Consider the following 25,058-nt stretch of genomic DNA (forward strand, 5'->3'; position numbering starts at 1 on the left):
CTCGTCAGTTTGACGAGATGTGCGCTAGCATCCGTGACATGAACCCTGCGGACCTGGGCCTGCCGGTGGACGTGCCGTCGACAGCGCTCTTCACGGACCATTACGAGCTCACGATGCTGCAGGCCGCGCTGGCCAACGGCACGGCCGACCGACGCTCCGTCTTCGAGGTCTTCACCCGGCGCCTGCCCGAGGGGCGGCGCTACGGGGTGCTGGCGGGGACCGGGCGCGTCCTGGACGCCGTGGAGAACTTCCGTTTCGACGGAGCCGTGCTGGAGTTCCTGCGCGAGCGGGCCGTCGTCGACATGCGGACCCTGGACTGGCTGGCCTCGTACCGCTTCTCGGGTGACATCTGGGGCTACCCGGAGGGGGAGGTCTACTTCCCCGGATCGCCGGTGCTGCGGGTCGAGGGCAGCTTCGCCGAGTGCGTGCTGCTGGAGACGGTCGTCCTGTCGATCCTCAACCACGACTCGGCCATCGCGGCGGCCGCCTCCCGGATGGCCTCGGCGGCGGGCGGGCGGCCGCTGATCGAGATGGGGGCGCGCCGCACCCACGAGCTGGCGGCGGTCGCGGCCTCGCGGGCCGCGTACGTGGGCGGCTTCACCTCCACCTCCGACCTGGCGGCCGGGTTCCGGTACGGGATCCCCACGGTCGGCACCAGCGCGCACGCCTTCACCCTCCTGCACGACACGGAGCGCGACGCCTTCACCGCGCAGGTGGCCTCGCTGGGCTCCGGGACCACCCTGCTGGTGGACACCTACGACGTCGCGGAGGCCGTCCGCACGGCGGTGGAGGTGGCCGGAACGGGGCTGGGCGCGGTCCGGATCGACTCCGGCGACCTGCTGCTGGTCGCGCACCGGGTGCGGCAGCAGCTGGACGAGCTGGGGGCGACGGACACCCGGATCGTGGTCACCTCCGACCTGGACGAGTACGCCATCGCCTCACTGGCGGCGGCGCCGGTGGACGCCTACGGGGTGGGCACGCAGCTGGTGACGGGCAGCGGGCACCCGACGTGCTCGATGGTCTACAAGCTGGTCGCACGGGCGGAGTCGGCGGACCCGAAGGCCCCGCTCGTTCCGGTGGCGAAGAAGTCCTCCGGCGGGAAGACCTCGATCGGCGGCCGCAAGTGGGCGGCGCGGCGGCTGGACGCCGAGGGCGTGGCGGAGGCCGAGGTGGTCGGGACGGGCCCGGTCCCGACGGCCCTGGCGGACCGGCAGCTGCTGGTCCAGCTGGTCAAGGCGGGCGAGGTGGTGGCCCGCGAACCCCTGGACACGGCCCGCACCCGCCACGCACGCGCCCGCGCGGGCCTGCCGCTGTCGGCGACACAGCTGTCCCGCGGCGAACCGGTCATCCCGACGGAGTACGCCTAACCCCGCACCGCCCCTCCCGGGGCCCGACCCGACCCCGGCAACCCCGGGCCGGGGCAGGCCCGGGGATGGTGCGGGCCCGGGGCCGGGCAGGCCCGGGGGCGAGCAGGCCCGGGGGCGGGCAGCCCCGGGGGCGGTGCGGGCCCGGGGGCGGTGCGGGCCCGCCTAACCCCGGGGCCAGCCGGCCGCCCCGCCTGGGGGTTCTCCGGCGGTAGCCGGGGGCTGGGGGTCCGGCCCCCAGTTTCGGGAAGGGGCGGGGTGGGGGAAGAGCACCCGCAGGGCCCCGACGCGCCGCCGCACCGAAGAACCATCCACACCGAGCCGAAGGGCACGCGACATGCACCGCGCACTGATCGTCGTCGACGTACAGAACGACTTCTGCGAAGGCGGCAGCCTCGCGGTAACCGGCGGCGCCGACGTCGCCGCCGCGATCACCGAGCTGATCGGGAACGCCACGGCCGGCTACCGGCACGTCGTGGCCACGCGCGACCACCACATCGACCCCGGCGCGCACTTCGCCCGCCCCCCGGCCGAGCCGGACTACGAGAACTCCTGGCCCCCGCACTGCGTCGCCGGGACCGAGGGCGTCGGGTTCCACCCGAACTTCGCGCCCGCCGTCGCCTCCGGCGCGGTCGCCGCCGTCTTCGACAAGGGCGCGTACGAGGCCGCGTACAGCGGGTTCGAGGGCGCCGACGAGAACGGCGACAGCCTCGCCCAGTGGCTGCGCGAGCGCCACGTGAGCGAGGTGGACGTCGTGGGCATCGCCACCGACCACTGCGTCCGCGCCACCGCACTCGACGCCGCCCGCGAGGGCTTCGCCACCCGCGTCCTCCTGGACCTGACGGCCGCCGTGGCCCCCCACACCACCGCGAAGGCCCTGGAGGACCTCCGGGCGGCCGGGGTCACCCTCGTCGGCACCGCGGGCGACCACCCCCACGCCTGACCCCCGCCCAGCCCTTCCCCCACCGCAGCGGGGAGCCCACCCCCTGGCGGAACCGGCCTGAGGCCGTCCAGGGGGTTCGAGGGGCCGGCCCGGGCCGCTAGTGCCCCAGCAGGGCCCGGATCGGGTGCCACAGCTCCGCCGTGCCGTCCGGGGTGCCGCGCCACAGGAGGCCGTCCGGGTGGTGGAGGACCGCCGTGATCTCGTCCGGGGTCGGGGGGTGGGCGTTGCCCCGGAGGTACACCGCCCGCATGCCGAGGTTCCGCAGCCTGGTCAGGGCGCGGGCCCGGTTCGCGGCGTGTACGAGCACGCGGACGTTTCCGCCCTCGCCGGACGGCCTCGGCAGCGTCAGCGCGACCACCACGCTGCCGCCCGGCAGTCTGACGAAACCTCCACCTGGCATGATCCTCAGCTCCCCCGTCAATAAGAACAGTCGTCCGTGCATCTAAACGCGATCGGCCGCCGCCCGCTAGAGGGCGACGGCCGATCATGCTTTGACCTGGGGTTTTAGGTCACTACTTGCCCGAGGGGCCGACCTCGATCGTCATCTGGAGGCCGTCGTAGGTCTCCTTCGCGATCTTGATCTTGGTGTTGGTGTCAGCGACCTTCACCGAACCGGTCGGGTTCTCGTCGTAGTAGTACTTGCCCTTGTGGTCGTCGAAGACCAGGTTGGCCGGCTTCGGCTTGACGAAGAGCGACTCGCCGTTCTTGTGCAGGGTGAACGCGTCCGTCGAGTAGGCGCTGAACGGGGCGTCGTACGGCTGGATCTTGTTGCGCAGCAGCGTGCCGTCGGCCCACTTCATCGGCTTGGCGTTGGCGTCGATCGGCAGGATCAGACCCGAGCCCGGGTGCTGGCTCGTGTTGTTGTCCTTCTGGGACTTGTCCCACAGCCAGATCAGCAGGCCGTCCTGGTACGGGTAGTGCTCGACCCAGTTCGGCTTCGAGTTGCCCCAGCCGAAGTTGTACGGGCCCACCTTGAGGGTGGAGTCGTACGAGACGTAGCGGCGGTTCTCCGCGATGTAGTACTGCGGGTACTCCTTGGTGAAGCCCGAGCCGACCCGCTGGAAGCCCTTGCCGGTCCAGCGGTTGTCGCCGTTCTCGGCACCGTCGGTGAACAGCGCCGCGCCGTCGGCGGTCAGGGTGATGGCGTCGGCCGTGAAGCCCTTGCCGCCCGCGCCGCCGTCCGTCTGGTAGCGGAAGCGGAGGTCGATCTTCTTGCCCGCGTAGGCGTCGAGCGGGAAGTTCAGGGACTTCCAGGCGCCGGAGGCACCGGTCAGCGAGGGGGCGCCGGAGGCGTCGGCCGGGAGGGCCGCACCGTCGGCGGTGCCGGGCAGGGCGGTCCAGGTGGCGCCGCCGTCCGTGGAGACCTCGGTGTACAGGAAGTCGTAGTCCTGCTCGATGTCCCACCAGCCCTTGAGGGAGAGGGCCGCGGCCTTCTTGCCCGTCAGGTCGACGGAGCGGGTGAGGGTGTTCTTGAGGTCGTCACCCATCTGGCTCCACCACTGCGAGGAACCCTCGGCGGGAGCGACGATGTCGGTCTTGACCTGCTTCTTGGGCAGCTCGACGACCAGCGCCTGCTTGTCCTTGGTGTTGTACTCCGAGACACCCAGCTTGTGCGTGGACTTCGTCGCGGCCTTGGCCGTGTCGTAGTTCAGCCAGCCCAGCTGGAGCTTGTCCCAGGCGGTCATGTCGCCCGGGAGGTCGCCTATGGAGTCCTTGCCCTCGCCGAGCCAGGAGCCCGCCGACATCAGGGACCAGAAGCCGACCGAGTTCTCGCCGCCACCGGAGGTGTCGTAGAGGTCCGGCAGACCGAGGTCGTGGCCGTACTCGTGCGCGAAGACGCCGAGGCCGCCGTTCTCCGGCTGCATCGTGTAGTCGCCGACCCACATGCCGGTGTCGCCGATCTGGGTACCGCCGGCCTTGTTGTTGGCCGGACCGGTCTTGCCGACGTCCGTGCCGTACGCGTACCAGCGGTGCGCCCACAGCGCGTTGGTGCCCTGCACGCCGCCGCCGGCCGACTCGTCCTCGCCCGCGTGGACGATCTGGAAGTGGTCGATGTAGCCGTCGGGCTCGTTGAAGTTGCCGTCGCCGTCGTAGTCGTTGCGGTCCCACTGGTCGTACTGCGCCAGGGTGGCCTTGATCTCGGCGTCGGTCTTGCCGGCCTTCTTCTGCCCGTCCACCCACGCGTTCACGCCGTCGCGGACGGCGTCCCACACGTTGGAGCAGTTGGTCTGGCCGCAGTAGTTCGAGCCGTAACGGGCCTCGTTGTACGGGATCTTGACCCAGTCGGCGACCTGGCCGTCGACCGAGTAGCGGCCCGAGGAGGTCTTCTCGTAGTAGGTCTTCAGCGAGTTCTTGCCCTGGCCGGTACCGAAGTACAGGTCCTGGAAGTAGTCGCGGCTGAAGTCCTTGCGCCAGGCGGTGCTGTTGTTGGTCGCGCGGTCGGGCTGCGCGATCTGGTTGTGCAGCGGGCCGGGCGTGCCCCCGTACTTGGGCTGCGGCGGCTTCGGGCCGGCCGGGCCGTCCGGGTCGAACATGGTCGTGTTGTCGACCTGGTCGCCGAAGTCGACGAGGATGGTGAAGATCTTGTCGGTCTTCTCGCGGCCGAGCTCGACGTACTTCTTGTCGTCGAGCTTGACGACCTTCGAGGCACCGCGCTGCTCGACCTGCTTCTTGCCCGCCAGCACCTGGTCAAGGGCAGCCTCGCGCTCCTGCGCCTGCTGCTTGCTGAACGGGGTCTCCAGGTCGTGCTTGACCTTCTCCTGGGCAGGAGCGGTCGGGTCCTGCTTGCCGGAGGCGGGTACGCCGCCCCAACTGGTGTTGGCCTGGGCCGTGGTGAACATGGCGCCGGTGGCGGCGGTGGCCGCCATGGTCACGCCAACTGCGGCGGCGCGCAGCGCGCGACGCCTTGCGGAGTTGCCGGTCACTTGATGTCGTTCCCCTCCCGCGGCCGCGGGCGTTGGTCGGAACGTCTCCATTGGAGCGGGGGGTTCCGCGCGGCGCGCGTCTCAAGTGACGACATTTGACCGGAGAGTCTAAAGAAAAGACAGACCTTGACTTCTTCCTTACAACTGCACTATGCGGTCAGCGAGTTCCGCTATTCGGACGTTTGGAGTCATCGGGGCCTTCCGGGGCGAAGAGAGCCCCGGATGCCGGCTTCCCGTCCGGTTGCGACCCGGTTTGTGACCCCGTGCGCCCCCCGTGCTCCGGTCCCGTGGGTAAGGCCACGCTTACTTGTGGCCTTCCTCGGGCATCCCGTCGTATGGGTCACTTGACGCGCGCGACCGTTGAGGGGACTCCGAGCCGACGTACCCACGCACCTCCCGCCTCCGAGGACGGAACACGTCATGCCGCGTCCGACTGCCGCACAGCTCGCCTACGGCTCCGCCACCGTCGTCGTGTCGACGATCGCCATGCTGTTGCTCTCGCAGACGAGCACCGGGATCGGGGTCGCGGTCATCTCCGCCGCCGCGCTGGCCCTCGGGCTGCTGGTCGCCCTCACGGTGCCGCTCCCGCGCCGCCGGGGCCGGCACGCCGCCGTACGGGGCAGCCGGGCGGGCGCGGCCGCGCCGGGCACGTCGGACGCGGCGCCCGGCGGGGCCGGGGGCGGCCGGGTGCCGGAGCCGCGAACGGCCCCCGCGGAGCACTCCGTTCACCGCTGAGGCTCCCCCGGACACGTACGCGCACGCGCGTGGACGGCCGGCCCCGGGTGGGACCGGCCGTCCACGCGCGCCTGCGGCGGTGTCAGGACATCAGGGCAGTGAGGTGGTTCAGGGCACCGAGACCACCACGGTCCTGGCCGCCTTGTCGTGCAGGCCCTGCTTGTAGGGCTGGTCGACGAGGATCGAGATGCCCACGACGACCCACCACAGGCCGCAGCACAGGAACGCCGGCACCCACAGGGTGGCCGCCCGGCCGACGGCGGCGCCGGACGAGGGCACGCTGCCGTCGTTGAGCATGGCGACCCGCAGCCGCATCGCCTTCTTGCCGAGGGTCTGGCCGCTCTTCTGGGTGAAGAACCAGTCGTAGACGATCCAGGCGGCGACGTAGACCAGCCACCACAGCAGGGCCGCACCGGTGACCCACCTGGAGGCGGAGTCGGTCAGTTCCCCGTTCTGGTCGGTGTGCACCGGAAGGGCGAAACCGATCGCGAAGAGGATGAGCCAGAGCGGGACGAACACGACCACCAGGTCGATGAGGCGCGCGACGAGCCGCTTGCCGGTGTCCGCCAGCGGGGGCATGCCGGCGAGTGGGTCGGGCATGCCGTAGCCGTACGGGGCGGGGGCGAGGGCGGCGGGTATCCCCCGCCGGGCGGACCGCCGACCGGACCGCCGGCCGGGGGCGGATACCCCCCGCCGGGCGGCGGGGGCGGCTGGCCGCCGGCGCCCGGAGGCGGTGAGCCGTAGGGCGGGCCACCCGGCGGAGGCGTCGGTTCCTGCGGCTTCTTGAGGAACGGGTCGTCCTCGGGCTGCCCGCCCGGCGGCGGCTGGTCGGTACTCATGGCCCGAGTCGAACCCGCCCCCGCCCCACCCGCAACGCAACGGCGCCCGTCCGGGGGAGTGGCCCCCGCCCGGGGCGAGCTCCCCGCCCCTCCCCCGGACTCTGCCCGGGGGGAAACCCACTTCGGCCGCTGCCAGGAGCGCCACCCCCTGCCCCCTGGACCGGTCCCTGCGCGGCCGGTGCGCCCACTCCCCAGCGGCCGCTGGGGGGAAGGTCTGGGGCCGGAGCCCCCGGGGACAGGGGTTCTCCGGCCCCGGACCCCTCTGCCCGGCCGGGCCGCCATCGGTGGGCCCGCTTCCGGGTGGGAGGCAGGGGCGTGCCCGTTCGTCCGCGACGGGCTGCGAGGGACGCCGTGGGCCGGTCCTGCCGCCCGGGTCTTCAGCGGGTCACGAACGTGCGGGCCGCCCTGTCGTGCCAGGCCCGTCGGCGCGGGCGGTCGACCAGGCACCACAGGCTGCCCGGCAGCCCCAGCAGCGCGTACACGAGCCAGCGGAGCAGGGCCGCGCCGAAGCCGGGCGGGCGCAGGGTGGCGGTGCCCAGCACCCGCACCCCGCACAGCTTCTTGCCCGGCGTACGGCCCCAGCGGGCGGTGGGCAGGACCTCGTAGAGCACTCCGAACAGCAGGACGGCACCCAGTACGAGGCCCAGCCCGCCGGCCGTGGTGGCGTCGAGCAGCCACACGGTGGTGCTGCGGCCGCTGGCCCGGGCGGCGTCGACCTTGGCCTGGAGATGGGCCGTCACCCCGGGTACGAGGGGCACCGCGGCGGCGACGGCCACCCCCGCGAGCACGAGCGAGTCCAGGAGCCGCGCCAGCCCCCTCCGCACCAGCCGGGCGGGCCGCACGGCCCGCTCCGCCATCCGCTCGAAGACGGCCCGCGCGTCCTCGTCCGGCACCGGGGCGGGGGCCGACGAGGGGGCGTGCGCGGCCGCCCGGTCCGCGGCGGGTGCCACAGCGGTCGCCTCCGGCCGCCTGGCGGCGGGGCCGGGGTACGCACCCGGGCGGGAGCCCGCGGGAGCATCGGCCCGCCCGTGCGCCGCGCGGGCGGAGCTCCCCGCCGGGGCCTCTCCCGGGGCCGGGGACCACCTTCCGTCTGACTCCCCCGCCATGCCCGCGCCCCCGGACCACGCCCGTGCCGCATCCGCCGAAGCCGAAGCCAACCCCGGGGTCCCGGCCCACCCCTGGGCGGGTTCCCCCTCCGGGCCCGCGTCCCGGGACCCGGCCCGGGCCGAACCCCCCGCAGCCACACCGGCCGCCCGCACGCCCTCCGCCGGAACCCCGGCCGACCCCCGGGCGGGCTCACCTTCCCCGCCCGGATTCCCGGACCACGCCGCAGCCGAACCACCCGCCCCGCCCGCGGGACCCGCCACCCGAGCGGCATCCGATGCCGACGGGGCCGACGCCTGGGCTGACCACCCGCCCGGGCCCGGGGCACCCTCCGGGCCGGGCTCCCCCTCCTCCCGGAACCCCGCCGGACGAACGGAAGCCCCGCCCGAACGCGAACCCGGGGCCCCGGCCCATCCCCGGCCGGGCTCCCCCTCCGCCTCCGACCCCGCAGCCGCCGACCACGCCGCGCCCCCGCCGGGGGCCGGTGGGGCGGGGGCGGTGGCCGTGGCCTCCGGCCAGCTCGAGGTGAGGCCCGAGACGCCCGTCGCCGGGGCGTCCGGCCAGGCCGGCGGGCGCGCCGAGAGGATGCCCACGCTCTCGGCGGCGGCCTGCGCGGGCAGCCGCCGTGCGGCGGGGGCGGCGGCCGCGGGGCGGGCCAGGGAGATTCCGCCGGGCCGGAGGTCCTCGGGCTCCGCGAGGTCCGGGCCGCCCCAGGACACCCGGACGTCGCGCGGCCCGCCGAACCCCGCCTGGTGCGCGGGGTCCGCCTGCCAGCCCCCGGCCTCCCGTTCCGCCGGCCAGCCCCCGGCCTCCCGTTCCGGCCGCCTGCCCTCCGCCTCCCGTTCCCGTTCCCGTTCCGGTTCCCCCCGCCAGGCCGTCGCCGCCGCGTGGTCCCGTGCCGCCGGGCCGGGGCGGGGTCCGGGAGGGCCCCGGTCTCGGGGGTCTCGTCGAGGAACACCGGCCCCGTCTCCTCCACCGGGGCGGGCGCGGGGGCGGGACGGCTCGTCCCCGGGACCCAGGCGGCGCCGTTCCAGTACCGGACGTACCCGGGGATGGACGGATCGGGGTAGTAGCCCTCGCGGGCCGCGTGCTCGCCGTCACCAGGGGAGGCCGTCAATGTCCCCAACTCCGATCGTGGCTCAAGGCTTGTGCAGGGGAGGACCCAAGGGGAGGACCATAGCCAAGAACCCCTTCCCGACAGGTCCGGTAACGGCAGATTCCAAGCCTTTGAGCGAACCTCGTCCCGCCCCCGGTCCGACCGTCACCCCACCCCACCGATTTCGGTCATCCGACAGATTCCGGCCAACCTCGAAACCGGTGCCGGAAGTCGCGTCATACCCGGGCACATCGGCGCTCTCTCCCCACGTGGGGCGATCCGCGCCCCACGTCCGCAACCGACGCACCGAAGTGAGGCCGCCGTGCACCACCACCCCGTCATCGAGCGCGAGCTGGAGCTCAGGCTGATCCTGTCCCCCGAGCGCAGCATCCGCATCCCCGCGAAGCTGCTCTACCTGACCGACGACCCCTACGCCGTGCACATCACCTTCCACACCGGCACCAGCGCCCCGGTGAACTGGACCTTCGCCCGGGAACTGCTCGTCGAGGGGGTGTTCCGCCCCTGCGGCCAGGGGGACGTCCGGATCTGGCCCACGAAGATCGGCAGTGAGTCGGTGCTGTGCATGGCGCTCAGCTCCCCCGACGGCGACGCCCTCCTGGAGGCCCCGGCGGGCGCGGTGTCGGCCTGGCTGGAGCGCACCCTGCGCGTGGTGCCGCCCGGGACCGAGGCGGAACGGCTCTGCCTGGACGAGGCGCTGGCCGAGCTGCTCACCCCGACCCCGGCCGACGAGCTGTGGCTGCGCGACCCGTGGCCCTCCGAGGAGTCCGCGGACGGTGACCTGTGAGGGACGCCGGCGGCAACAGGGGCACCGCCCCGGACGGCGTGTCAGAACAGCTTGCCGGGGTTGAGCAGCCCGAGCGGGTCGAAGGCCTGCTTGACGGCGCGCTGCATCTCCAGCCCGACCGGGCCGAGTTCGCGCGACAGCCACTCCTTCTTCAGCACCCCGACCCCGTGCTCCCCGGTGATGGTCCCGCCCAGGGCCAGCCCGAGGGCCATGATCTCGTCGAAGGACTCCCGGGCCCGCCGCGCCTCGTCCTCGTCCGCGGGGTCGAAGCAGACGACCGGGTGGGTGTTGCCGTCGCCCGCGTGCGCGCAGACGCCGATGAGCAGGCCCTGGGCCCGGGCGATGGCGGCGGTCCCGTCCAGCATCTCGGCGAGCCGCGACCGCGGCACGCACACGTCGTCGATCATCGTCGCGGGCCGCAGCGCCTCCAGGGCGGTCAGGGCCGTCCGGCGGGCCTGGAGCAGCAGCCGCGACTCCGCCTCGTCCTCGGCGGGTACGACGGCACTCGCGCCGGCGGCCTCGCACAGCGCGCCGACGGCGGCGAGGCCGGCGGGCGCGTCCGGGGTGTCGAAGGCGGCCAGCAGCAGCGCCTCCGTGCTGTCGGGCAGGCCCTCCCCCGGGCTCTCGGCTCCGCTCGAACGGGGGCGGCTCCCACGGCCGAGGGCGTTGACGGCGCGGACGGTCGTCCGGTCCATCAGCTCCAGCAGCGAGGGCGCCAGGCCCGCCTCCATGACGGCGCAGACGGCCTCGCATGCGGCCGCGACGGACGGGAACTCGGCGGCGAGCACCAGTTGCCGGGGCGGCGCCGGCCGCAGCGCCAGGACGGCCCCCACGACCACGCCCAGGGTGCCTTCGGAGCCCACGAAGAGCCGGGTCAGGTCATATCCGGCGACGCCCTTGGCGGTGCGCCGCCCGGTGCGCAGCAGCCGCCCGTCCGCGAGCACCACGTCCAGCCCGAGCACGTACTCGGCGGTGACCCCGTACTTGACGCAGCACAGTCCGCCCGAGGCCGTGCCGATGTTGCCGCCGATCGTGCACTGCTCCCAGCTGGAGGGGTCGGGCGGGTAGTACAGGCCCTGTTCGGCGACGGCCCGGGAGAGGACCGCGTTGACCACGCCCGGCTCGACGACGGCGATCCGGTCGACGGCGGAGACCTCCAGGATCCGGTCCATCTTCACCAGGGAGAGCACGATGCAGCCGTCGGAGGCGTTGGCGGCCCCGGACAGGCCCGTACGGGCGCCCTGGGGGACCACGGGGACGCGTAGGGCGGTCGCGGTGCGCATCACGTGCCGGACCTGCTCCACGGTCCGCGGGAGGACGACGACGGCGGGCGTGCCGGCGGGGCAGAAGCTCGCCATGTCGGTGGCGTACGAGGCGGTCACCTGTGGGTCCGTCAGCAGCGCCTCGGGCGGGAGCCCTTCGCGCAGCCTTGCGAGGAGACCGGGGAGCGGGGAGGCGAGATCGTCGTCCATGGGGCCACAGTGGCAGTCGGGGCCATCGGTGTGAACACGGCTGCGACGGGCTTCGGACACCCGGGCGGTCTCTTCATATTGACGCACAGTGAGCGCATGGACGGTTTCGACGAGCATTCTCCGCAGCCCGCGCCGCCCGTGACCTTCACCGGCCGCAAGACGGTGGTGGCGGCCGCGGTGACGGTGGTCCTGATCGCCGCGACCCTGCTGATCCGCCCCGCCCGCTCGGGCGACGACGCGCGTCCGCCGGGGCCGGGCGAGCGGGCCGCGTCGGCGGTGGGCCGGGGCGCCCCGGCGGCGGCGGTGGACCTGACGGCGCTGGTGGCGGACCGGGAGAAGTGGCTCGCCGGGCATCCGGACGACGACGCTTCGTGGGCGGTGCTCGGTTCGGCGTACCTGGAACAGGCCCGGCGGACGGCCGATTCCGGCTGGTTCCCGAAGGCGGAACGGGCCCTGAAGCGGTCCCTGGAGGTCCGGCCCGCGGAGAAGGGCAACTTCGACGCGATGACGGGCATGGGCGCGCTGGCGGGCGCCCGCGGGGACTTCGTGACGGCCCGCAAGTGGGGCGAGCTGGTACGGGCGCAGGCGTCGCGGCGCTGGACGGCGTACCCGGTGCTGGTGGACGCGTACACGGGCCTGGGCGACTACAAGGGCGCCCAGAAGGCGATGGAGCAGCTGCAGGAGCTGCGTCCGGGCCTGGCCGCGGACCTGAGGGCGGCCCAGGTGTACCGGGACCGGGGCTGGCGCGAGGACGCGGTGGTGGCGCTGGAGGCGGCGGGGGGTGCGGCGAAGTCCCCGGCGGAGAAGGCGTACGTGCTGTTCCGGCTCGGGGAGCTGGCCTGGGAACGGGGCGACGCGGCCGAGGCGTTGCGCCAGTACGAGGCGGCGCAGCGCACGGACCCGGCGCAGGCGGAGGCCCTGGGCGGCCGGGCGCGGGCGCTGGCGGCGCTGGGGCGGAGCGGAGAGGCGGTGCGCGACTACCGGATGGTGCTGGGGCGTACGCCGCTGCCTCGGCTGGCGCTGGAGCTGGGCGAGCTGCTGGATTCGCTGGGGCGGCCGCAGGAGGCGCGGGCGCAGTACGAGGCGGTGTCGGTGCTGGCGGCGCGGGGGGCTGCGGACGGGGTGGACCAGGAGGTGGTCCTGGGCCTGTTCGAGGCGGACCACGGGGATCCGGCGGTGGCGGTGCGCCGGCTGTCGGCGGAGTGGGAGCGTCACAAGAGCGTGCAGGTGGCGGACGCGCTGGGGTGGGCGCTGCACCGGGCCGGGGACGATGCGCAGGCGCTGGAGTACGCGAAGAAGGCGACGGAGCCCGGGCTGCGGAGCGCGGAGTTCGCCTACCACCGGGCGGTGATCGAGCAGGGCCTCGGGGACGAGGCGGCGGCGCGGCGGCACCTTCAGGAGGTGGCGCGGACCAACCCGGACTTCTCGCCGGTGCGGGGGCCGCTGGCGAAGGAGGCCCTGGCGGCGGTGGGGCAGCCGGCGCCGGGCGGGCCGGAGAACATGCAGCCGCGCACGCCGTGGGTGGCGCCGGAGCTGCCGAAGCCACGCCCCAGGCCGAAGCCTGCGGCGCAGCCCCCGAAGCCCGCGAAGCCGGCCCCGGCGAAGCCGAAGCCCGGCCCGTCCGGCACCTGAGCCCCGACTCCCGCCGCGCGGGGCCGGGGCCCCTCCCCGCCCTTCGGTTCCCGGGGGCGGGGCCCCCGGGAACCGTGGCGGGGCCGGGTGGACTACAGGTTGCCCCGGAGCTCCTGCTCCCGCTCGATGGCCTCGAACAGCGCCTTGAAGTTGCCCTTGCCGAAGCCCATCGACCCGTGCCGCTCGATGATCTCGAAGAACACGGTCGGCCGGTCCTGCACCGGCTTCGTGAAGATCTGCAGCAGGTAGCCGTCCTCGTCGCGGTCCGCGAGGATCTTCAGTTCGCGCAGCTCGTCGATCGGCACGCGCGTGTCGCCGACCCACTCGCCCAGCGTGTCGTAGTACGCGTCCGGGACGGACAGGAACTCCACGCCCGCCGCGCGCATGGTGCGCACGGTGGCGACGATGTCGTTCGACGCCAGCGCGATGTGCTGCACGCCCGGCCCGTTGTAGAACTCGAGGTACTCGTCGATCTGCGACTTCTTCTTCGCGATCGCCGGCTCGTTGATCGGGAACTTGACCTTCTTGGTGCCGTCCGCGACGACCTTCGACATCAGCGCCGAGTACTCGGTGGCGATGTCGTCGCCGACGAACTCCTTCATGTTCGTGAAGCCCATGACCTTGTTGTAGAACGAGACCCACTCGTTCATCCGGCCGAGCTCGACGTTGCCGACGCAGTGGTCGATCGCCTGGAAGGTCCGCTTGGCCGGCGGCTCGACCAGCGGGGCGACGGCCACGTAGCCCGGCAGGTAGGGGCCGGTGTAGTCGACGCGCTCGACGAGGGTGTGGCGGGTCTGGCCGTACGTCGCGATCGCGGCGAGGACGACCGTGCCGTGCTCGTCCTTGACCTCGTGCGGCTCGTCGAGCCCGCGGGCGCCCTGCTCGACGGCGTACGCGTAGGCGGCGCGGACGTCCGGGACCTCGATGGCGAGGTCGATGACGCCGTCGCCGTGCTCGGCGACGTGCTCGGCGATGAAACGGCCGTGGTCCGTGGCCGCCTTGATGACCGAGGTCAGGACGAAGCGCGCGGAGCCGTTGGTCAGGACGTAGCTGGCGGTCTCGCGGCTGCCGTTCTCCGGTCCGGAGTAGGCGACGAGCTTCATGCCGAAGGCGGTCGAGTAGTAGTGCGCGGCCTGCTTGGCGTTGCCCACGGCGAAGACGACCGCGTCCATGCCCTTCACCGGGAAGGGGTCTGCCTCACGCGCGGTCTGCGGGGTGGTGTCCAGGGTCTCAGTCATGTGCGCAGCGTCCCGCCGTTCCACAAGCTGCGCAATAGTTTCCATTTCTGCTGTACAGATTGCCCAGCGGTACCTGAGGATGGCTGAGAGATCTGTGCAGTATGACCAGCCGATCGAGGGAAGGTTTCCATGGCTATCGACGAGCTCGACGGACGGTTGATCGTGCTGCTGGCGCGTGAACCCCGGATCGGCGTCCTGGAGGCCTCCCGGCGGCTGGGGGTGGCGCGGGGCACGGTGCAGGCGCGGCTGGACCGGCTCCAGGCGAACGGGGTCATCCGCGGCTTCGGGCCCCAGGTGGACCCGGCGGCCCTGGGATATCCGGTCACGGCCTTCGCCACGCTGGAGATCAAGCAGGGTCAGGGCGCGGACGTACGGGCCCACCTGGCCGGGGTGCCGGAGGTGCTGGAGCTGCACACGACCACCGGGCACGGGGACATGCTGTGCCGGCTGGTGGCGCGGTCCAACGCCGACCTCCAGCGGGTCATCGACCGGGTGGTGGGCTTCGAGGGGATCGTGCGGGCGTCCACGGCGATCGTGATGGAGAACCCGGTCCCGCTGCGCATCATCCCGCTGGTGGAGCAGGCGGCCGAGGACCACTGAGGAGTTCCAAAGAAAAGCTTGCAAAGAAACCCTTGCATAGAACCCTTTGCAAGCCCTACGGTTGAGCCATGCCCGAAACGAACGCCGAGAACCCGCGGCAGCCGGCCGCTCCCACTCCCGAGCGGCCCGCCGTCCGGACGCTGGACGCCCGCTCCCTGCGCGGCCTCGCCCACCCCCTGCGCATGCGCATGCTGGCCGCCCTGCGCCACGAAGGGCCCGCCACCGCCTCCCAGTTGGCGGAGCGGCTCGGCGAGTCCAGCGGCGCCACCAGCTACCACCTGCGCCAGCTCGCCGCGCACGGCTTCGTCGAGGACGCCCCCGGGCACGGCAAGGGCCGCGAGCGCTGGTGGCAGGCGGTCCACCAGGGCACGGCCTTCGACGAGACGCTGATGTACGACGAGGCCGACCCGCAGACGCGCGGCGCCGCCGACGCCTTCCTCCACGAGCTCGCCACCATCCACACCCAGGAGCTCAGCACCTGGCTCGGCGACTCCCACAACTGGCCGAGGGAGTGGCGGGCGGCCACGGACATGAGCGACTTCACCCTGCGGCTGACGCCCGCCCAGGCCACCGAACTGATCCACAAGGTCCACGACCTGGTGAACAGCTACCGCGACCTGCCGCAGGCCGAGAACACCGAGACGGTCCGCTTCCACACGCACGCCTTCCCGCGCCGCCACGGCACCGCGTAGCACCCCGCCCGGCCCGCCCCACCCTCCCGGCCCCTTCCCCACCCCCTTCCCACCCCTTTCCGCGCCCGTTTTTCCGCGCCCGCTCAGAAGGAGTCCTGCCATGCACGCCTTCACGCACACCCGGATCCACGCCGCCCGCACCGCCGAACTCGCCGCCGAGGCCGCCGCCTGGCGCCTCGCCCACGAAGCCGCCGCGCCGGACCCGACCACCGCACCCGCCGCGCCCGCCGCCCTGCGCAACCGGCTCGGCGAGGCCCTGGTGTCCGCGGGGATCCGCCTGATGCAGCCCGAGCACCTCCACACCCGCATCCGGCAGCACGCCGCATGAGCCGGCGGCCCCTCGCGGCCCTCCTGGCCGCCAACACGATCTCCATAGCCGGCAGTTCACTCACCATGATCGGCGTCCCGTGGTTCGTGCTCCAGACCACGGGCAGCGCCGGACGGGCGGGGATCGTCGCCTTCTGCGCCACCCTGCCCGTCGTCGTCGCGGCCCTCGTCGGCGGCCCGGTCATCGACCGGATCGGCCGCCGCCGGGTCTCCGCCGCCTCCGACCTCGTCTGCGCCGTCTCGGTCGGCGCGATCCCGCTGCTGCACTACGCGGGGCTGCTGGAGTTCTGGATGCTGTGCGCCCTGATGGCCCTCAGCGGCCTCGTGCACACCCCGGGCCTGACCGCCCGCTCCGTGCTGCTGCCCAGCCTCGCCGAGCACGCGGGCACCACCGTCACCCGGGCCGCGAGCCTCTACGACGCCGTCTCGCGCGGCGCCCGGATGATCGGGGCCGCGGTCGCCGGCCTGCTGATCGCCGTCCTCGGCGCGGAGTCCGTCCTGCTGATGGACGCGGCCAGCTACGCCGTGTCGGCCCTGCTGGTCTCCGCCTTCCTGCGCGGGGTCCCGGCCGCCGAACCCCGACGGGCCGCGGAGAAGCCCTCGTTCGCCGCCTACCGGACCGAACTCGCCGAGGGCTGGCGGTTCCTGACCCGCTCGCGCCTCCTGCTGGGCATCACCCTCATGGTGATGATGACCAACGGCCTGGACCAGGGCTGGTCGTCCGTGCTCCTTCCGGTCCACGGCCGCGAGGACCTCGGCGGCGCCACCGCCATCGGCCTGATGATCTCCCTCTTCGGCGGCTTCGCCCTGCTCGGCGCCCTCCTCTACGGGGCGTGGGGCGAGCGTTTCCCGCGCCGGGCGCTGTTCGCGGGCGCCTTCCTGGTCTCCGGCGCCACCCGCTACGTGGTCGCCGCCGCGACCGGCACCCCGCTCCCCCTCGCGGTGACCATGGCCCTGGCGGGCCTGAGCGTGGGCGTGCTCAACCCGATCCTGTCGACGGTGGTCTTCGAGACGGTGCCCGAGGAACTGCGCAGCCGGGTCTCCGGCGTGACCACGGCCGGCTGCGAGCTGGTCATGCCGCTGGGCGGTCTCACGGCGGGCCTCCTGGTGGACGGCCTCGGCGTCCACACGGCCCTGCTCGCCTTCGGCGCGGTCTACTTCCTGACCACCCTGGCCCCGGTCGTCTTCCCCGCCTGGCGCGGCATGGACACCAAGCCGTCGTCCGTCGTCAGCAGGACGGAACGCCCTCTCCCCGGTTCAGCGCCCGCAGAACGTTCACCGCATCCGTCAGCGAAGTGACGGGGATCAGCCGAAGCCCCTCGGGCAGCTCCGACTTCGCGTCGGAGCACTCGCCTTTCGGGACGAGGAAGACCGTGGCCCCGTCCCGCCGGGCGGCCTGGGTCTTCAGCCCGACCCCGCCGACCGCGCCGACCGTCCCGTCGGCGCTGATGGTTCCCGTACCGGCGATGCTGCGGCCGCCGGTGAGGTCACCGCCGCTGCCGTCGCCGTCGATCTTGTCGATGATGCCGAGGGTGAAGAGCAGGCCCGCGCTCGGGCCGCCGACGTCGGCGAGGTTGAGGCCGACCTTGACGGACTTGGGGTCCTTGTGGAGGTAGCCCAGCGCGGCGGCCTCGGCGGCCGACTGCGACTGGGACATCTCCTCCAGGTTGTGCTGCTCGATCTGCTTCTCGCTGCCGCCCGTGGGATAGACCGCCTCCCGGGGCATGACCGCCTGGTCGCTCCGGAACCAGTGGTCGACCAGCTCGTGCAGCCTCATCGTGGAGGAGGGGCCGGTGGCGCGGATGGTGGTCATGCGCAGCTGGCCCTTGGTCTCGCGGACCGGGGCGCCGGTGACGGTGATGACCGGCTTGCCCTGGTCGGAGCCCAGCACGTCGGCCGTGGGCCCCGGAATGGCCACCACGAAGGGCAGCGGTGCGAGGGCCGCGACGGCGAACAGCGCGACGACGGGCGCGGCGCAGACGGCCAGGGCGGTGGGACGCGGCAGACGTGTGAGGCGAGAGAGCACCCGGCCAATCTACCGACCCGTCCGGCCCGCCCCGCGCCGCACGCTGCCGCGGCGCACGCAGCCGCGCCCGGCGGACGGGCCCCGGCCGGGGGTCAGCGCAGGGCGTCGGCGACCTCTCGGGCCGCGTCGACCACGCGCGGACCGACCCGCTCCGGCACGGCGTCGGCGAGCATGACGACCCCGACGCTGCCCTCCAGCCCCGTGATGCCGACCAGGGGGGCCGCGGCGCCGCTCGCGCCCGCCTCGAGTTCGCCGTGGGTGAGCGTGTAGCCGGGCTCGATCAGCGAGCCCTGACGGGCCGCCAGGATGGCCCGCCCGGCCGCGCCGCGGTCCAGCGGGTGGCGGAAGCCGGCCCGGTAGGCGACGTGGTAGTCCGTCCAGGTGGGTTCGACGACGGCCACGGCGAGCGCCTCCGTGCCGTCGACGAGGGTCAGGTGCGCGGTGGCCCCGATGTCCTCGGCGAGCGAACGCAGCGCGGGCAGGGCGGCTTCGCGCACCAGCGGGTGGACCTGCCGGCCCAGCCGCAGCACGCCGAGCCCGACGCGGGCGCGTCCGCCGAGGTCACGGCGGACCAAGGCGTGCTGCTCCAGCGTGGCGAGCAGGCGGTAGACCACCGTGCGGTTGACGCCGAGCCGGTTGGAGAGTTCGGTCACGGTCAGCCCGTGATCGGTGTCGGCGAGCAGCTTGAGGACCCTGAGCCCTCGGTCGAGAGTCTGGGAGGTTTCCGCGGTCACGTCGCTTGCCTCTCCCTCTGTGTCGTCGGTGGACGGCGGTGACTCTCATGAGTTCAGCGCTGCCGGTCCCTCGGCGACGCACGGAGAGGCCGCCGGTAGCGGCCATGGCACCGGCTGCGCTCCCGCGGCGGCGCTGCCACGGGGCGTTCGATGCGGGGACAGTAGCGAGCGGGTCCGCTCAGCGGAAGGCCTCGTCCAGAATCCGGTCGCCTCCTGCCGGTTTCGGCCCTTTCCTCCTCGCGACTGTATCGATTCGTAATGTCTCCCGACCGAAAATCGGTTTACATGGCCATTACTCTGATCGTGTTCAAAAAGATGTTGGGGGGGTCCGGGCGACACGCGCCCCGGACACATACCAGGGGAGAGAACCAGCAGTGAACCTCAAGCGCATGGCCGTGGTCGCCGCCGCAGCGGTAGTGGGCCCGACGGTCCTCATGGCCACGCCCGCGATGGCGGACGAAGCGAAGAACACCGCCGTCACCACGCCGGACTCCGCCCCCAAGGGTGACTCCGCCGCCGCCGAGACCCCGGCCGCCCCGGCCGCGGACACGGCGAAGCCGGCCGTCGAGACCCCCGCCCCGGCGAAGGACGCCAAGCCCGCCGCCGAGAAGCCGGCCCCGGCTCCGGCCCCGGAGGCCAAGCCGGCCCCCGCCCCGGAGCACAAGGCCGCCCAGGGCCCGAAGGTGGCCCTCTCCGGTCTGCCGTCGACCTTCAAGGCCGGCGGGAGCCTGCAGAAGTTCGAGTTCGAGGTCGACAACACCAGCGGCAAGCACATCAACAGGTACCACTACGCCTTCAAGATCGAGGGCAACGTGACTGCCGACCAGATCGATGGCAGGGTCCTGGCCTACGACGAAGAGTCGGGCGAGGAGTTCTGGGACGAGGGCTACGTCTACGAAGACGGCGGCGACGTCTACATCGTCTACGTCGGCAACAGCCCGCTGGAGCCCGGCGACCACTTCACCATGGATGTGCAGCTCCGCTTCACGAAGAGCACCAAGGCCGGCGACATCAAGGTCCAGGCCATCGCGTCCAACGACGACGGGTCGATCCAGTCCGAGTCGGCCACCTACAAGTCGAAGATCACCTCCGACGCCGGCAGCAACACGGGTGGCAACACCGGCGACCACCACACCGGTGGCGGCAACACCGGTGGCGGTAACGACACCAAGCCGAACGGCGGCGGCACCACCACGCCGATCGTCGACCACAACACCGGCACCGGCACGGGCACCGGCACCGGCACCAACACCGGCGGCGAGCTCGCCGAGACCGGTGCGGACGCCGCCACCAGCTGGGCGCTCGGCACCGGCGGTGTGGCCCTCGCCATGGGTGCGGCCCTGGTCGCCGGCACCGGCCGTCGTCGCCGCGTCACCAACTGACCCGGCTCCACGCCCTACGGCAACGGGGTCCGTGCGCACCTGCGCACGGACCCCGTTCCGCGTTCACGACGACAGGACCGGACTCACCGCATCCGGGTGGCCCACTCCTGCACCTTCTTGATCCGCTCCTTCAGCTGCCCCGCCGTCGCCTCCGCGCTCGGCGGCCCGCCGCACACGCGGCGCAGCTCGGTGTGGATCACCCCGTGCGGCTTGCCGCTCTGGTGGACGTACGCGCCCACCATCGTGTTCAGCGACTTGCGCAGCTCCAGCAGCTCCTTGTGCGAAACCACCGGCCGCCGCTCGGCCGGCAGCTCCAGCAGGTCGGCCTCCGAGTCCGGCTTGCGGCGGCTGTGCGCGATCTGCCGTGACTGCCGCTTCTGCAGCAGCAGCTGCACCTGGTCCGGCTCCAGCAGGCCCGGGATACCGAGGTAGTCCTGCTCCTCCTCGCTGCCCGGGTGGGCCTGCATGCCGAACTCGGCGCCGTCGTACAGCACCCGGTCGAAGACGGCGTCGGACTCCAGCGCCTCGAAGGACATCTGCTCGTCCTCGCCGGTGTCCTCGTCCTCCTGCCGGTTCGCCTCCTCCATCTCCTTCTCGGACTCGGCGTACGGGTCCTCGTCCTCGCCGGCCTTCTTGGGCCGGTCCAGGACGTGGTCGCGCTCGACCTCCATCTCGCTGGCGAAGCCGAGGAGGTAGGGGATCGTCGGAAGGAACACGGAGGCCGTCTCGCCGCGCCTGCGCGATCGCACGAAGCGGCCGACGGCCTGCGCGAAGAACAGCGGCGTCGAGATCGTCGTCGCGTACACGCCCACCGCGAGGCGGGGGACGTCGACGCCCTCGGACACCATGCGGACCGCGACCATCCACCGGTCGTCGCTCGCACTGAAGGTGTCGATGTTCTTGGACGCGCCGGTGTCGTCGGACAGGACGACGGTCGGCCTAGTGCCGGTGATCTCCCGGATCAGCTTGGCGTAGGCGCGCGCCGCGTCCTGGTCGGCGGCGATGACGAGCCCGCCGGCGTCCGGGATGGCCTTCCTGACCTCGGTGAGGCGCTGGTCGGCGGCGCGCAGCACGTTCGGCATCCAGTCGCCGCGCGGGTCCAGCGCCGTGCGCCAGGCCTGCGAGATGGCGTCCTTGGTCATCGGCTCGCCCAGGCGCGCCTCGATCTCGTCGCCCGCCTTGGTGCGCCAGCGCATGTTGCCGCTGTAGGACAGGAAGATCACGGGGCGGACCACGCCGTCGCCGAGGGCGTTGCCGTAGCCGTACGTGTAGTCGGCGGAGGAGCGGCGGATGCCGTCGTTGCCCTCCTCGTACGTCACGAACGGGATCGGGTTGGTGTCGGAGCGGAAGGGCGTTCCGGTCAGGGCCAGGCGGCGGGTCGCCGGGTCGAAGGCCTCCAGGCAGGCCTCGCCCCAGGACTTCGAGTCGCCCGCGTGGTGGATCTCGTCGAGGATCACCAGGGTCTTGCGCTGCTCGCAGCGGTTGCGGTGCAGCATCGGGCGCACACCGACACCGGCGTAGGTGACGGCGACGCCGTGGTAGTCCTTGCTGAGCGGCCCGGCCGAGTACTCGGGGTCGAGCCGGATGCCTATGCGGGCGGCGGCTTCCGCCCACTGCTTCTTCAGGTGCTCGGTCGGCGCGACCACGGTCACCTGCTGCACCACGTGGTGGTGCAGCAGCCAGGAGGCCAGGGTCAGCGCGAAGGTGGTCTTGCCGGCGCCGGGGGTGGCGACGGCGAGGAAATCACGGGGCTGGGTCTGGATGTACTTGTCCAGCGCCCCCTGCTGCCAGGCACGCAGTTTGCTGGCGGTACCCCACGGCGCGCGGCCGGGGAAGGCGGGTGAGAGGTGGTGGGAGGCGGTAGTAGTCACGGTCTCCGGTTCGGGCTCTCGGTGGCGGTCGTACTGTACTCAGGACAACCGGGCGGACAACCGGGCCACCTTACCCGCGCCGCAGCACCCCCCGAGGAGGGACAGGCCCGTGACCTCGGGCAGTGCGGCGAGCGTCACACCGGCAGCAACTCCCGCAGCCTGGAGGCGATCACCGGCACCCGGGCCTCGGCGCCGGAGGCCGCGTCGACGACCAGCGCGTACGCCGCGTCCTGGTCGGTGGCGGCCGGGTCGACCCCGTTCACGGCGAGGAAGGTGGCGGCGGCGAGCCAGGCGGTGCGCTTGTTCCCGTCGACCAGCGGATGGTTCACGGCGATGCCGTGGAGCAGCGCGGCGGCCTGCTCGTGGAGGTCGGTGTAGGCCGGCGTCCCAAACATGCGCGCACGGGGCCGGTGCACGGCGGACTCCAGCAGTCCGGGGGCTCGCAGCTCGACCGGCTGGTCCTGGGCCAGGCAGGCGTACCGGGCCAGGTCGAGGACCTCGGCGAGGGTGAGGTGGCGCACGGCGGCGTTCGTTCCCGTCATTCGCCGAGCCTCTTCAGCAGGGGCGCGTGCAGCCGCGCCAGCCGCTCCGCGGCGGCACCGACCCGCTCGCGCTCCCGGCGCAGGTGCTCCCGTACGGCCGCGAGGGCGTGCTCCTCGGGGGCGGAGCCGGAGGCGTCGGCGAGGTCGGCGAGCTCCGCGGCCTCGGCCGCGGAAAGCCGGATGACCAGCTCGCCCGCGCCGCCCGTATCGTTGGCGTCGTCCACGTCGTCCCTGTCATCCGCGTCCTTCATGCACGCAGAGTAACGACGACCCGCCTCCCGATCACCCGCTTTTCGCCCCCGTCCCTGCCGCTTCGGACGGACGCTCGTGCAGCCGGGTCGCCACCCAGGCGCCCACCAGCGCCACGCAGGCCATCGGCAGGAACACGACGAGGAACGCCGCCGGGTGCGAGGCCCCGCCCCCCGCTTCGAGCACGTGCCCCGCGCCCACCGCTCCCCCGCCCAGCGCGGCGAACGCCGCCCCGCACGCCGCGAGCAGCACCACGTTGGCCAGCGCGTCGGAGATCTGGAGCGCGGCGGAGTTCGCCCCCGCCTCCTCCGGCGCCGACAGCCGGAGCAGCAGCACGCTCGTCGAGCCGATCACCAGCCCCATGCCGAGGGAGCCCACGGCCCACGCCACGGCCAGCGTCCACACCGGCACCGACTCGACCAGCACCGCCGGGGCGGCGAGGATCGCGAGCGCCACCAGCACCATCCCGGCCACCATCAGCCGCTCCCGGTAGGGCGCCGTCCGCCCCTGGGACTGCACCCACGAGCCCAGCGCCCAGGTCACCCCGCCCAGCGCCAGCGAGAACCCGGCCAGGGTCGGGCTGAGCCCGCGCTGGGTGACCAGCATCAGCGGCACGAAGCTCTCCGCCCCGATGAAGGCCCCGGCCGCCACCCCGCGCAGCAGCACCACGGACGGCAGCCCGCGCCGCGCGCGGTAGGTCCCGCGCGGCAGCAGCCCCAGCACCGCCGGCACCAGCAGGGCGGCGCCGGCGGCGCCGGGCAGCAGCGACAGCCACCGCAGGTCCTGCGCGGCGTACTGGAGGAGCCCTGCGCCCACCGAGATCCCGAGGGCCAGCCGGATCCGCCGCCGGTCGAAGGCGGCGGGCGCCTCCCCGCCGGTGTCCACCGGCCCGGACGCGGTCCGGCGGATCGCGGGCAGCGCCACGATCAGAGGGACGACGACCAGGACGGGGATCCCGAGGAACACCCACCGCCAGCCGAGGCGCTCGGTGACCGTCCCGGCGGCCAGCGGCCCGACGATGGACGGGACCACCCAGCTCGCGGCGAAGGCCGCCATGATCGCGGGCCGCAGCCGCTCCTCGTAGGCCCGGCTGACGACGACGTAGAGCGCGACGATGACCAGCCCGCCCCCGAACCCCTGCACGGCCCGCCCCAGCACGAACACCCCCATGACGGCGGCTGTCCCGGAACACACCAGCCCGGCGGCGAAGGCCCCGATCCCGACGCTCAGCGGCCGCAGCGGCCCTTGCCGGTCGGCCCACTGGCCGGACAGGACCATGCCGAAGAGGCTGGTGGTGAAGTAGGCGGAGAACCCGAAGGCGTAGAGCCCGATCCCGTCCAGCTCGCGCGCGGCGACGGGCATGGCGGTCCCGACGGCGGTGGCCTCGAAGGCGATCAGGAAGATCACGGAAATGATCCCGACGCTCAGCGTCCGGTACGCCGGCCCCAGAATCCCGCCGCCCGGCGGTGGCGGGGCGGCGTCACTGTTCTCTGATATCCGGGGTTCAAGGGCGCTCATCGCCCCAGAGTAAGGTGCGCGGCCGGGTCTCGCCCCTGTCATTTGGTCGGATCCCGCATGGTCCGCGGGACCTAGGCCGAAGGGCCCGTGTAAACGCCGCATGGCAGTCACATTGCAGCCCCCACGCTCCCCTTCCCGGCCGCCGCCGGGGGCCCGTAGCGTCGTACCCAGCGCAGCACAGCACGGCCGTGTGCCCGAGTGGTTGAGGGACTCGCCTGCAAAGCGAGTTACGCCGGTTCGATTCCGGTCACGGCCTCTACGACGGGCTGAGGGCCGCCCGGGGAATGTTCCCCGGGCGGCCCTCAGCCCGTCGGCAGGTCGGCAGCCCGAGCAGGAAGCCCGCCGTCATCCGCGCACCGGAGCTCCTTGGCCACGGCCAGGCCGGCGGAGTGGTTGATGGCCATGTAGTCGGCGCGGAGAACGTCCCCGCCCTTGCTCTCTTCCCACTCCTCGTGAAGCAGGATCTTGATCCGCAGGGGAACCTCCGGTGTGGAGCCGAATCGGGAGCTGACGCAGTCATAGGAGAGGTGCATGAACTTCCCTGGACTGCTGGCAACCCGCACACCCCGGTCGCTCCCGGACGGGAAGTCGGCGGGATCTCCGGCGTACAGGCTGAAGGCGGTGAACTGCAGCGTCACCGTCGGCACGTGAAGTTCCTTCTCGGATCCCGAGACCTCGCAGACCGCCTGAGGCATCTCGCGGATCCGGTTGCCAGACCTGTACGCGTCCTCCATCACCTGCGCGACGGCCCTGGCATCCGGATTCCACTTCTGGTTCCGGAGCCGGAACTCCGTGGATTCGAGGACCCGCTCCAGCCCCTTCCCACCATCTCCCGTGAACAGGCCTGCACAGACCTGGTCAGCCGAAACCCTCGCCACGGTCGGCGCCGGAGCCGGTCGCTCCGGCGTTCCGCCGGAACAGCCCACCGCCGCCATGGGGACGAGCACCAGGCACCCCAGCGGGCG

General features: G+C 73.1%; 23 protein-coding genes, 1 tRNA gene and 1 pseudogene. 11 read left to right on the forward strand and 14 right to left on the reverse strand.

Going from position 1 to position 25,058, the window contains the following annotated elements; translation table 11 throughout:
• Positions 1–38: 38 nt before the first annotated feature.
• Both B4U46_RS13635 and B4U46_RS13640 read left to right on the forward strand, forming a co-directional pair.
• Positions 39–1,367, forward strand: a complete 1,329-nt coding sequence (locus tag B4U46_RS13635) for a nicotinate phosphoribosyltransferase (protein WP_079427330.1) — start codon at positions 39–41, stop codon at positions 1,365–1,367.
• Positions 1,368–1,701: 334 nt separating this feature from the next.
• Positions 1,702–2,307 (forward strand): isochorismatase family protein, encoded by a 606-nt coding sequence (locus B4U46_RS13640; protein ID WP_079427332.1) that lies wholly within the window; start codon positions 1,702–1,704, stop codon positions 2,305–2,307.
• 97 nt (positions 2,308–2,404) lie between these two features.
• Here the strand turns inward: B4U46_RS13640 and B4U46_RS13645 are convergent, their stop codons facing one another.
• Both B4U46_RS13645 and B4U46_RS13650 read right to left on the reverse strand, forming a co-directional pair.
• A complete protein-coding gene (locus B4U46_RS13645; RefSeq protein WP_079427334.1) occupies positions 2,405–2,707 on the reverse strand; it encodes a hypothetical protein in 303 nt (100 codons plus the stop codon).
• 112 nt (positions 2,708–2,819) lie between these two features.
• On the reverse strand, positions 2,820–5,174 hold the full coding sequence (locus B4U46_RS13650) for an immune inhibitor A domain-containing protein (RefSeq protein WP_079427336.1): 2,355 nt from the start codon (positions 5,172–5,174) through the stop codon (positions 2,820–2,822).
• A 477-nt stretch (positions 5,175–5,651) separates the two neighbouring features.
• On the opposite strand from B4U46_RS13650, the gene B4U46_RS13655 reads away from it, so the two are divergent.
• Positions 5,652–5,966: a hypothetical protein gene (locus B4U46_RS13655; RefSeq protein ID WP_079427339.1), complete on the forward strand. Its 315-nt coding sequence runs from the start codon at positions 5,652–5,654 to the stop codon at positions 5,964–5,966.
• Positions 5,967–6,074: 108 nt separating this feature from the next.
• Here B4U46_RS13655 and B4U46_RS13660 read toward each other — a convergent pair whose 3' ends face one another.
• From B4U46_RS13660 to B4U46_RS40320, 3 genes and pseudogenes are all read right to left on the reverse strand, one after another.
• Positions 6,075–6,566 carry an RDD family protein gene (locus B4U46_RS13660; protein WP_335755395.1) on the reverse strand — a complete coding sequence of 164 codons (492 nt, stop codon included), beginning with the start codon at positions 6,564–6,566 and terminating at the stop codon, positions 6,075–6,077.
• A gap of 616 nt (positions 6,567–7,182) precedes the next feature.
• The gene (locus tag B4U46_RS13665; RefSeq protein WP_159402091.1) at positions 7,183–7,755 is read right to left on the reverse strand and encodes an RDD family protein; all 573 of its coding nucleotides are present in this window, start codon (positions 7,753–7,755) and stop codon (positions 7,183–7,185) included.
• 1,178 nt (positions 7,756–8,933) lie between these two features.
• A pseudogene (locus B4U46_RS40320) lies at positions 8,934–9,035 on the reverse strand (DUF2510 domain-containing protein); the annotation flags it as partial.
• A gap of 292 nt (positions 9,036–9,327) precedes the next feature.
• On the opposite strand from B4U46_RS40320, the gene B4U46_RS13680 reads away from it, so the two are divergent.
• A complete protein-coding gene (locus B4U46_RS13680; RefSeq protein ID WP_079427345.1) occupies positions 9,328–9,810 on the forward strand; it encodes an SsgA family sporulation/cell division regulator in 483 nt (160 codons plus the stop codon).
• A gap of 41 nt (positions 9,811–9,851) precedes the next feature.
• On the opposite strand, the gene B4U46_RS13685 is transcribed toward B4U46_RS13680, so the two are convergent.
• Positions 9,852–11,282 carry an FAD-binding oxidoreductase gene (locus tag B4U46_RS13685; RefSeq protein WP_079427346.1) on the reverse strand — a complete coding sequence of 477 codons (1,431 nt, stop codon included), beginning with the start codon at positions 11,280–11,282 and terminating at the stop codon, positions 9,852–9,854.
• A gap of 96 nt (positions 11,283–11,378) precedes the next feature.
• On the opposite strand from B4U46_RS13685, the gene B4U46_RS13690 reads away from it, so the two are divergent.
• A complete protein-coding gene (locus tag B4U46_RS13690; protein WP_221265281.1) occupies positions 11,379–12,914 on the forward strand; it encodes a tetratricopeptide repeat protein in 1,536 nt (511 codons plus the stop codon).
• A 92-nt stretch (positions 12,915–13,006) separates the two neighbouring features.
• On the opposite strand, the gene hppD is transcribed toward B4U46_RS13690, so the two are convergent.
• Complete coding sequence (gene hppD, locus B4U46_RS13695; protein WP_079427348.1) at positions 13,007–14,152, reverse strand: 4-hydroxyphenylpyruvate dioxygenase; 1,146 nt, start codon at positions 14,150–14,152, stop codon at positions 13,007–13,009.
• A gap of 129 nt (positions 14,153–14,281) precedes the next feature.
• On the opposite strand from hppD, the gene B4U46_RS13700 reads away from it, so the two are divergent.
• From B4U46_RS13700 to B4U46_RS13715, 4 genes are all read left to right on the forward strand, one after another.
• The gene (locus B4U46_RS13700) at positions 14,282–14,752 is read left to right on the forward strand and encodes an Lrp/AsnC family transcriptional regulator (RefSeq protein WP_079427349.1); all 471 of its coding nucleotides are present in this window, start codon (positions 14,282–14,284) and stop codon (positions 14,750–14,752) included.
• A 68-nt stretch (positions 14,753–14,820) separates the two neighbouring features.
• Entirely contained in the window at positions 14,821–15,444 is a 624-nt protein-coding gene (locus tag B4U46_RS13705; protein ID WP_079427351.1) for an ArsR/SmtB family transcription factor, read from the forward strand.
• 100 nt (positions 15,445–15,544) lie between these two features.
• Positions 15,545–15,772, forward strand: coding sequence for a hypothetical protein (locus B4U46_RS13710; protein WP_079427353.1), 228 nt, complete (start codon positions 15,545–15,547; stop codon positions 15,770–15,772).
• The gene (locus tag B4U46_RS13715) at positions 15,769–17,070 is read left to right on the forward strand and encodes an MFS transporter (RefSeq protein WP_079427355.1); all 1,302 of its coding nucleotides are present in this window, start codon (positions 15,769–15,771) and stop codon (positions 17,068–17,070) included. Before B4U46_RS13710 ends, B4U46_RS13715 begins: the two co-directional genes overlap by 4 nt.
• Here B4U46_RS13715 and B4U46_RS13720 read toward each other — a convergent pair.
• Both B4U46_RS13720 and B4U46_RS13725 read right to left on the reverse strand, forming a co-directional pair.
• Positions 17,000–17,797: a S16 family serine protease gene (locus tag B4U46_RS13720; protein ID WP_079427357.1), complete on the reverse strand. Its 798-nt coding sequence runs from the start codon at positions 17,795–17,797 to the stop codon at positions 17,000–17,002. The two genes, B4U46_RS13715 and B4U46_RS13720, sit on opposite strands and share 71 nt — an antisense overlap.
• A 92-nt stretch (positions 17,798–17,889) precedes the next feature.
• Positions 17,890–18,531, reverse strand: a complete 642-nt coding sequence (locus B4U46_RS13725; protein WP_007264382.1) for an IclR family transcriptional regulator — start codon at positions 18,529–18,531, stop codon at positions 17,890–17,892.
• Between the two features lie 374 nt (positions 18,532–18,905).
• On the opposite strand from B4U46_RS13725, the gene B4U46_RS13730 reads away from it, so the two are divergent.
• On the forward strand, positions 18,906–19,913 hold the full coding sequence (locus tag B4U46_RS13730) for a hypothetical protein (protein WP_079427359.1): 1,008 nt from the start codon (positions 18,906–18,908) through the stop codon (positions 19,911–19,913).
• A gap of 83 nt (positions 19,914–19,996) precedes the next feature.
• Here the strand turns inward: B4U46_RS13730 and B4U46_RS13735 are convergent, their stop codons facing one another.
• From B4U46_RS13735 to B4U46_RS13750, 4 genes are all read right to left on the reverse strand, one after another.
• Positions 19,997–21,784 (reverse strand): DEAD/DEAH box helicase, encoded by a 1,788-nt coding sequence (locus tag B4U46_RS13735; RefSeq protein WP_079427361.1) that lies wholly within the window; start codon positions 21,782–21,784, stop codon positions 19,997–19,999.
• Between the two features lie 134 nt (positions 21,785–21,918).
• Positions 21,919–22,326 (reverse strand): type II toxin-antitoxin system death-on-curing family toxin, encoded by a 408-nt coding sequence (locus tag B4U46_RS13740; protein ID WP_107438262.1) that lies wholly within the window; start codon positions 22,324–22,326, stop codon positions 21,919–21,921.
• Entirely contained in the window at positions 22,323–22,577 is a 255-nt protein-coding gene (locus tag B4U46_RS13745; RefSeq protein ID WP_079427364.1) for a hypothetical protein, read from the reverse strand. The genes B4U46_RS13740 and B4U46_RS13745 overlap by 4 nt, the downstream gene beginning before the upstream one ends.
• A gap of 31 nt (positions 22,578–22,608) precedes the next feature.
• Positions 22,609–24,093: an MFS transporter gene (locus tag B4U46_RS13750; RefSeq protein ID WP_079427366.1), complete on the reverse strand. Its 1,485-nt coding sequence runs from the start codon at positions 24,091–24,093 to the stop codon at positions 22,609–22,611.
• A 184-nt stretch (positions 24,094–24,277) separates the two neighbouring features.
• On the opposite strand from B4U46_RS13750, the gene B4U46_RS13755 reads away from it, so the two are divergent.
• Positions 24,278–24,349 (forward strand) — tRNA-Cys (locus B4U46_RS13755).
• 46 nt (positions 24,350–24,395) lie between these two features.
• Here the strand turns inward: B4U46_RS13755 and B4U46_RS13760 are convergent.
• A complete protein-coding gene (locus B4U46_RS13760) occupies positions 24,396–25,040 on the reverse strand; it encodes a hypothetical protein (RefSeq protein WP_123995673.1) in 645 nt (214 codons plus the stop codon).
• Positions 25,041–25,058: the final 18 nt, after the last annotated feature.

The sequence above is a fragment of the Streptomyces katrae genome (assembly GCF_002028425.1).
GTDB lineage: Bacteria > Actinomycetota > Actinomycetes > Streptomycetales > Streptomycetaceae > Streptomyces > Streptomyces katrae_A.

Bases quoted from the DNA above. Each gene is read 5' to 3' on its own strand.
- B4U46_RS13650 (WP_079427336.1), bottom strand. From the start codon at position 5,174: ATGGCGGCCACCGCCGCCACCGGCGCCATGTTCACCACGGCCCAGGCC.
- B4U46_RS13640 (WP_079427332.1), top strand. From the start codon at position 1,702: ATGCACCGCGCACTGATCGTCGTCGACGTACAGAACGACTTCTGCGAA.
- B4U46_RS13685 (WP_079427346.1), bottom strand. From the start codon at position 11,282: ATGGACGACGATCTCGCCTCCCCGCTCCCCGGTCTCCTCGCAAGGCTG.
- B4U46_RS13660 (WP_335755395.1), bottom strand. From the start codon at position 6,566: ATGCCCGACCCACTCGCCGGCATGCCCCCGCTGGCGGACACCGGCAAG.
- B4U46_RS13705 (WP_079427351.1), top strand. From the start codon at position 14,821: ATGCCCGAAACGAACGCCGAGAACCCGCGGCAGCCGGCCGCTCCCACT.
- hppD (WP_079427348.1), bottom strand. From the start codon at position 14,152: ATGACTGAGACCCTGGACACCACCCCGCAGACCGCGCGTGAGGCAGAC.
- B4U46_RS13715 (WP_079427355.1), top strand. From the start codon at position 15,769: ATGAGCCGGCGGCCCCTCGCGGCCCTCCTGGCCGCCAACACGATCTCC.
- B4U46_RS13700 (WP_079427349.1), top strand. From the start codon at position 14,282: ATGGCTATCGACGAGCTCGACGGACGGTTGATCGTGCTGCTGGCGCGT.
- B4U46_RS13740 (WP_107438262.1), bottom strand. From the start codon at position 22,326: ATGACGGGAACGAACGCCGCCGTGCGCCACCTCACCCTCGCCGAGGTC.
- B4U46_RS13655 (WP_079427339.1), top strand. From the start codon at position 5,652: ATGCCGCGTCCGACTGCCGCACAGCTCGCCTACGGCTCCGCCACCGTC.
- B4U46_RS13645 (WP_079427334.1), bottom strand. From the start codon at position 2,707: ATGCCAGGTGGAGGTTTCGTCAGACTGCCGGGCGGCAGCGTGGTGGTC.
- B4U46_RS13745 (WP_079427364.1), bottom strand. From the start codon at position 22,577: ATGAAGGACGCGGATGACAGGGACGACGTGGACGACGCCAACGATACG.
- B4U46_RS13750 (WP_079427366.1), bottom strand. From the start codon at position 24,093: ATGAGCGCCCTTGAACCCCGGATATCAGAGAACAGTGACGCCGCCCCG.
- B4U46_RS13635 (WP_079427330.1), top strand. From the start codon at position 39: ATGAACCCTGCGGACCTGGGCCTGCCGGTGGACGTGCCGTCGACAGCG.
- B4U46_RS13690 (WP_221265281.1), top strand. From the start codon at position 11,379: ATGGACGGTTTCGACGAGCATTCTCCGCAGCCCGCGCCGCCCGTGACC.
- B4U46_RS13710 (WP_079427353.1), top strand. From the start codon at position 15,545: ATGCACGCCTTCACGCACACCCGGATCCACGCCGCCCGCACCGCCGAA.